Here is a 7,013-nt window from a genome sequence, read left to right as displayed (position 1 = left end):
TTATCACAGGAAAATCCCTCTTGGATGCTTTCGCCAGCAACCAGGAGGGATTTTTGCTTTACGACCCTTTTTAATAATTGAGGTTGAGATGGGGCACTCGTTACAGTTGAGCTTCGGAATAATTGAGCAATTGAGCGCCCAATGTCGACATTCGTATTATAATCGGTTATGTTATGGCTGGTTTTGAATTGATTTTCAGTTAAGTCGGGGAGGTATCCACTGTTAAGTAATTCAATTTTAAAATGACTACAAAACGATTCGGATAAGTATTTTCGAAGTAGTTGCTACTTTAGTTTATGCACTTCAGTGCCTCTAAGCAATTAGGTATTTGAGCTTGTGGCCTTGAGTAATATCAGCCACCTGTTTGGAAGCAGATGACGAGCCGGGGCGATGGTCAGCACGCCATGAGGTTGCGCCCTACTCACTAAGGTTTTAACCGTGGGGGCGTATTTCCTAGTCTAATTTTTTGCACGAATAGCATTATAGGTGTTGACCAAACATAGTTGTCTCTTTCTTGATAGGATATTACGCATTAAAACCCGGCTGGAGTTGGTGGGGGAGGCCGGCCGAATAAGTTGTTGTATGTGGTGTGTTTAATGGAGTCTGCATCAGTGACGCTTATTACAAACGAGGGCGGCGGCTTGGCCTGCAGATATACAGCACGTGACGCATGTGCCAATGACACATCATACTGCTGTGGACCTTTACACAGTAGAGTGGTGCCGTGACGCTAGCTTTTGTAAGTAAATGTTCCACGTACGACCACTTACCACGCCAGTTCTGGTAGGAACTATTGCTTTGCTGTGGGGCCGAACTGATGCAGTATGTGCTGGGTGTTACACGCAACTCCTGCGAGAATTGGCGCACAATATAAGGGTGCGATTAGGAAACGTGCTCGCGGAGGCTCACCAGTTCAGTTTGCCGACGATGACCGCGCTTTTCAAGTATCAAGCTGCCTTTCATTCCCTTTAAGGAGCGCGCGCCCGTGCGCGTTGTAGTTGTACAGGAGTTAGTTGGCTGGCCCGTCATCTATCCGAGCCTCAATCACCTGTTGCACTGCCTCAGGCACGGCCGAGAGGATATCCAGGCCGGTAGCTGCTTCAATGGCATCGACGCTGGTGCGGTAGCTGCCCCAATTCGTGCGAAGAGAGTTATTATTGGGCGTATCGATGGCAATGACGCGCGTGTTGGTATTTACGCGGCTAGCGTCATCAGTGCCGACCGGCATAATCACCACAACTTTCCAGCAGCGGGCAGGCACCGTTATGCGCCCTTGGTCGACAGTTTGGGCAAAACCATTGCTGCCCGTGCCGCCGCTGCCGTAGCTGCCACAGATGACGTAAACCTCGTTGCCGCTGCTGAGAAAGGTGCGTGTGTAGTCCTCCAGGTTGCCCCAGGTTTGCTGGTTGTTGCGCGGGGCTTGGGGCATCATGTTCGTCATGAGAAACGTGGCCGAATTATCCGCGACTGTATTAGTGCGGTCGGCACTGGGGCAGTTGTGGCCGCGGTCAAAGCCTGAGCCGGTGTAGCTGCCAGCCTGAACTTGGTACCAGCCTGCGGGTAGTTGGGCGTCGGGCCGGAAGTCATCCTGCCGGGGGGCGCTGCCGCGCCAGTCGGTGCTTAGGTGCCAGCTCACCCAGTTCGGGATGCCCCGGTCGCGGTGGTAGCTTAAGGCATACTGTGGCTTCAACAGAAGATAATTGCTCGGCTGCGCAATATCGGTGGTGGCCCCGCTGGGATTGCCGAGAGTCAGGTGCTCGGGTAGGGGAGCAGCCGGGGTGACCGGAACCGTAGGAGTTGCGGGCGTGACCGCCTCCTTCTGGCAGGCGGCCAGTAGCAGGGTAAAGGCCAGCGTGGGCAGGCGGAGGGTACGCAGGGTGGTGCTCATAATGAATGATGGGGTGCAGTTGCATCTACGCATTACCGCCGCGAAGAATTCAATCTCGGCCGACTCAGATGGGAACGGCTGGAAAAACTGCCACAGCAACTGCCACAGACATTAACGAAAAAAGCCCTCACATTGCTGTGAGGGCCTTTGTTGTAGTCCGTAGGGGAATCGAACCCCTGTTGGTAGAATGAAAATCTACTGTCCTAACCCCTAGACGAACGGACCGTTGTTCGTTTTGATGATGCAAAGGTACGGCGCGCGGCTTTCTATGCAAGAGGTGGGCCAAAAAAAAGTCGCTCAACTTATCAAAATGCCTGTTTTTCAGGGTGAAAAATTTTAGTGGCAATAATGCGCTGTTTGTTCGATTAACACAAAAACATTGAAACGAAGCTGGCAGTAGGGCCGGTGCCGTCTCAAAAAGCCCGGTATTCATCCTATTTATACTGTATGCTGACGAACCCGCGGCCGCCTGTTATCTTCGCCCCGCGTTTCAAGGGCTGCCAGTGTGGGAGCCTGCCACCTATCTTTCTCTGTTTTACTAATGGCAAAAATTAAAGTCGCCATCAACGGCTTCGGCCGCATTGGCCGCCTCACCTTCAAGTCGCTGCTAGGCCGCGACAACGTGGAAATCGTTGCTATCAACGACCTGACCGACAACAAAACGTTGGCCCACCTGCTGAAGTATGACTCCGTGCACGGCCGTTTCGATGGTACCGTGAGCTACGACGAGGAAAGCCTCACCGTGAATGGCGTGAAGATTGCCGCCCTCGCCGAGCGCGACCCCAAACTGCTGCCCTGGGGCAAGATGGGCGTTGACGTAGTGCTCGAATCGACCGGCCGCTTCGTGGACGAAGCCGGCGCTGGCCAGCACCTCACTGCTGGTGCCAAGAAGGTGGTGATTTCGGCTCCTGCTACCGGCAACATCCCCACGGTGGTGCTGGGTGTGAATGAGGACATCCTCACCGGCTCGGAAACCATCCTGAGCAACGCCAGCTGCACCACCAACTGCTTAGCCCCGATGGCCAAGGTGCTTGACGACGCTTTCGGCATTGAGAAAGGCTACATCACCACGGTGCACGCCTATACCTCGGACCAAAACCTGCAGGACGCGCCCCACAAGGACCTGCGCCGCGCCCGCGCCGCCGCCTATAGCATCATCCCCACCAGCACTGGCGCTGCCAAAGCCGTGGGCTTGGTGCTGCCCAAGCTGAAAGGCAAGCTTGACGGCTTGGCCATGCGCGTGCCCGTGCCGGACGGCTCGATGACCGACCTGACCGTGATTCTGAAAAAAGAAACCACAAAAGAGGAAATCAACGCTGCCATTAAAGCAGCTGCTGACGGTCCGCTGAAAGGTATTCTGGAGTTTGCCACCGACCCGCTCGTGAGCATCGACATCGTGGGCAACCCCCACAGCTGCATCTTCGACTCGGAGCTGACCGCCGTGAACGGCACGCTGGCCAAGGTAATTGGCTGGTACGATAACGAAACCGGCTACTCGACCCGCACCGCTGACCTCATTCAGAAGCTCGGCGAGCAGATGAACGGCTAGTTTTCCAGTGTGAGAATTTGCGGAATGTGAAAATGTGCACATCGGCAGATTTTCGGCAACCCAATAAAAAAGCCTGCCCCATGGCAGGCTTTTTTGCTTCGTATGCGTAGCGTAGTTGCCCGCCATTCATTCCGCATATCTTCACATTCAGCACATTTTCACATTAATAAAAACAGTGCCCAAGACCTGCTTCATTCTGAACCCGAAGGCCGGCCCGAGCCAGCGCCACGACATGCCGGCGCTGATTGCGCGCTACTTCGGCGCGCGGGAGGCCGATTACGAAATTCGGCCCACCGAATACGCCGGGCACGCCGTGGAACTGGCGCGCACAGCCGCCGCCGAGGGCTTTGCGGTGGTGGCCGCCGTGGGTGGCGATGGCACCGTGAACGAGGTGGGCCGCGGCCTGCTGGGTACCGAAACGGCCTTGGGCATCATTCCGCAGGGTTCGGGCAATGGCCTGGCCCGCCACCTGAAGGTGCCGCTGGGCCTGGCCGATGCATTGCGCCGGCTGGCAGCGCCTACGTTCAGCCGCATGGATGTGGGCATCATTAACGGCCACGAATTTTTCTGCACGGCCGGGCTGGGGTTTGATGCGCACGTGAGCCAGCATTTTGCCCAGGCCGGCTCGCGGGGCCTGAGCACCTATCTACAGGTAACGTTGCGCGAGTACCGCCGCTACCGCGCGGTACCCGTGCGGGCCAACCTCGACGGTCAGGAAATCACGACCGACTGCTACGTGCTGGCCTTCGCCAATGCCTCGCAGTACGGCAACAACGCCTACATCGCGCCCCGCGCCGACCTGCGCGACGGCCTGCTCGACGTGTGCCTGATTGATGCGCTGCCGGCTATGCGTGCCTTTCGCGTAAGCTTAGCGATGGCCTTGGGCAACCTTCCGCAGAGCAAAGCGGCCGAGTATTTTCGGGTGCCGCGTGGGCGGGTAGTAGCCGCCGCGCCCGTCGGTTTCCACGTGGATGGCGACTACCTGGGCCACGCCACCGAGTTTGAGGTGAGCCTGCTGCCGCTGGCGTTAGCTGTGGCGGTATAAATTCTGAGTGTCGGTTACTGGTTATTCGTTGTCAGTAACTTGATGAATCTGTAGCCCTAACAACCGACAACGAGCAACTAATATCATGAAACAGAACCGCACCGGCGTGGTGTACTCCACCAATCCCGATTTTGCCTACCAGAGCAACGAGCCCGGCGAGGCCACTACGCTGCCGCCCCAGCAACAGCAGTTGCGCGTGCAACTCGATAAGAAGCAGCGCGGCGGCAAGCAGGTAACGCTCGTGACCGGCTTTGTGGGTACCGATGCCGACTTACAGGCCCTGGGCAAGCTCCTCAAAACCAAGTGTGGCGTGGGTGGTAGCGCTAAAGACGGCGAAGTGGTGGTGCAGGGCGACTTCCGCGATAAAGTGCTGGAAGTCCTGCTCAAGGAAGGCTACAAAGCCAAGAAGGCCGGCGGCTAACCCGATTCCGCGTACTCCCATTATTGCCGGCCCAATTCACCATGCTCGTGTCATTGCTCATTTCAACCCTCATTGCCCTGCCCGAAACGGCCCGCGACGTCACCTCGGTGCACGGCCGGGCCGAAAGCGCCGTGATTGAGGGCGTGCTCTGGCTGAAGCTGGGGGTGGAAACGGTGGGCGCGGCCATCATTGCGCTGGGCATTCTCAGCGCCGGCTGGCTGCTGCTTAAGGCGCTGCTGCGGCAGCAAACGGCCGACTTTACGGCCATTCGGCTGGCGCTGGCGCGGTACCTGGCGCTGGCGCTGGAATTTCAGCTCGGGGCTGATATTCTGAGCACAGCTATTGCGCCGAGCTGGGAGCAGATTGGCAAGCTCGGGGCTATTGCCGTGATTCGGACGGCGCTCAATTACTTCCTGTCGCGGGAGATGAAGGAGGAGCGGAGCGAAACGCACAGTGCCGAGAAACCGGTGGTGGAGCGGGCGGAGTGAGGCGGAGTACCCCGAAATTTTATTTCGGCCCGTTGAACGGGTGTTCTGGCGGGCCGAAATAAAATTTCGGGGTACTCCGCCTGCTATCTTCTTATCATCCCCAGCCGGGCCCTCGCCCGCGCTACGTCCTCCGGCGTGTCGATGCCGAACGCATCGAACTCGGTTTCGGCGCAGCGAATCTGGTAGCCGGCTTCGAGCCACCGCAGCTGCTCCAGGCTCTCGGCGGCTTCGAGCGGCGACACGGGCAGCCGGGTGAGCTGGCCCAACACGGCGGGCTGGTAGGCATACAGGCCCAGGTGGCGCAGGTAGCGGTGGTGTTGCAGCCACTCGGCCTCGGGGCGGTTGCGCTGGTAGGGCAGGGGGTGGCGGCTGAAATACAGGGCGTGGCCGTGGGCATCGAGCACCACTTTGGGCAGGTGCGGGCTGAATAATTCCTCGGCTGACACCACGGGTTTCACCAGCGTGGCGATTGCGGGCGCGTTGGCTGGGTCGACAAATAAATCGGCCAGGGCGTTGATTTGAGCGGGGTGGATGAAGGGCTCGTCGCCCTGAATGTTGACGATGCAGTGCACGTCGGCCGGGGCGCCGAGCTGCTGGAAGGCTTCCCAGAGGCGGTCGGTGCCGCTGGGGTGCTCGGGGCGGGTGAGCACGGCCTCGCCGCCGAAGTCCTGTACGTGGCGCAGGATGCGCTCATTGTCGGTGGCAACGACCACGCGGGTTAGGTTGGCTTGGCGGGCCTGGAGTACCACGCGCTGAATCATGCTCTGGCCGCCGAGGTCGACGAGCGGCTTGCCGGGCAGGCGGGTGGAGGCGTAGCGGGCAGGAATGAGGCCGAGAACCATGCGGTGAGGGAGATGGGAAGTAAGAGAGGGGGGAAGTGAGCTTTTGTCATCCTGAGCGGAGCGAAGGACCTTACCACAGCTGAACGAAAAGCGCAAGCGTGAGAAGGTCCTTCGCTCCGCTCAGGATGACAGGCGTTGCGAAGTAGTGCTGTCAGAAAAACTGCCTTGCCGCCGCAAAGAAAGCCGCCCGCCCGGCCCTTTCGCCACCGCCAGCCAATTCCCCGCCGGTTTTTGCGTTATTTTGCCATGTCGGGCCGGATGCCCGGCACTCCCGGGCGCGGGGGAACGTGAATTTTGCAAGGCGATTATCTCATGACTGTAATTCTTTCGCTGCTGACGGTGCTGGCCCTGAACAGCCCGGGCCCCGGCAAACCCGCCGCTAAAGCCGCGCCTACCGATTCCATTGGCCAGGAAATGCGCGGTGGCCAGCGCTTCGTGAAGCACCGCGTGGGCCCGGGCGAAACCCTCACTGCCCTTACCCGCCGCTACAAAGTCACGCTGGCGCAGCTCACCGCCGCCAATCCGCAGATTACAAATGGGCTCGGCATCGGGCAGATTGTGTACGTGCCCCGCCCGGCCGGTCGCGCCGGGGCCCCGGCTGCTCCAGTCAAAGTGGCGGCTACGGCCGCGCCGGGCTCGGTGCCGACTCGCTACACGGTGCGCAAAGGCGAAACGCTGTTTGGCATTGCCAACCGCTATCAGCTCTCGGCGGAGGAATTGATTAAGCTGAACAAGCTGCCCGCCGGCGGCACCGTACGCGCCGGCCAGCAGCTGCTGCTC

General features: G+C 58.9%; 7 protein-coding genes and 1 tRNA gene. 5 read left to right on the top strand and 3 right to left on the bottom strand.

What is annotated here, in order from left to right; translation table 11 throughout:
- Positions 1–1,009: 1,009 nt before the first annotated feature.
- Together ACYVDE_RS11125 and ACYVDE_RS11120 are read right to left on the bottom strand one after the other, a co-directional pair.
- Positions 1,010–1,888 carry a DNA/RNA non-specific endonuclease gene (locus tag ACYVDE_RS11125; protein ID WP_460501591.1) on the bottom strand — a complete coding sequence of 293 codons (879 nt, stop codon included), beginning with the start codon at positions 1,886–1,888 and terminating at the stop codon, positions 1,010–1,012.
- Positions 1,889–2,041: 153 nt separating this feature from the next.
- Positions 2,042–2,113, bottom strand: a tRNA-Glu gene (locus tag ACYVDE_RS11120).
- Positions 2,114–2,429: 316 nt separating this feature from the next.
- On the opposite strand from ACYVDE_RS11120, the gene gap reads away from it, so the two are divergent.
- The 4 genes from gap to ACYVDE_RS11100 all read left to right on the top strand — a co-directional run bounded on the left by gap (position 2,430) and on the right by ACYVDE_RS11100 (position 5,391).
- Positions 2,430–3,437, top strand: a complete 1,008-nt coding sequence (gene gap, locus ACYVDE_RS11115) for a type I glyceraldehyde-3-phosphate dehydrogenase (protein WP_460501590.1) — start codon at positions 2,430–2,432, stop codon at positions 3,435–3,437.
- A 175-nt stretch (positions 3,438–3,612) separates the two neighbouring features.
- The gene (locus tag ACYVDE_RS11110) at positions 3,613–4,482 is read left to right on the top strand and encodes a diacylglycerol/lipid kinase family protein (RefSeq protein WP_460501588.1); all 870 of its coding nucleotides are present in this window, start codon (positions 3,613–3,615) and stop codon (positions 4,480–4,482) included.
- A gap of 85 nt (positions 4,483–4,567) precedes the next feature.
- Positions 4,568–4,903: a translation initiation factor gene (locus ACYVDE_RS11105; RefSeq protein WP_460501586.1), complete on the top strand. Its 336-nt coding sequence runs from the start codon at positions 4,568–4,570 to the stop codon at positions 4,901–4,903.
- 47 nt (positions 4,904–4,950) lie between these two features.
- On the top strand, positions 4,951–5,391 hold the full coding sequence (locus ACYVDE_RS11100; protein WP_460501585.1) for a DUF1622 domain-containing protein: 441 nt from the start codon (positions 4,951–4,953) through the stop codon (positions 5,389–5,391).
- An 83-nt stretch (positions 5,392–5,474) separates the two neighbouring features.
- On the opposite strand, the gene kdsB is transcribed toward ACYVDE_RS11100, so the two are convergent.
- Positions 5,475–6,233, bottom strand: coding sequence for a 3-deoxy-manno-octulosonate cytidylyltransferase (kdsB, locus tag ACYVDE_RS11095; protein WP_460501584.1), 759 nt, complete (start codon positions 6,231–6,233; stop codon positions 5,475–5,477).
- Between the two features lie 312 nt (positions 6,234–6,545).
- Between kdsB and ACYVDE_RS11090 the strand changes: the two genes are divergently transcribed.
- Positions 6,546–7,013 (top strand): LysM peptidoglycan-binding domain-containing protein (locus ACYVDE_RS11090; protein ID WP_460501583.1); only part of this gene is annotated, 468 nt, incomplete at its 3' end.

This window comes from Hymenobacter agri (assembly GCF_054778495.1).
The sequence above is the reverse complement of the archived record's forward strand: the minus strand, read 5'-3'. Positions and strand labels throughout refer to the sequence as shown.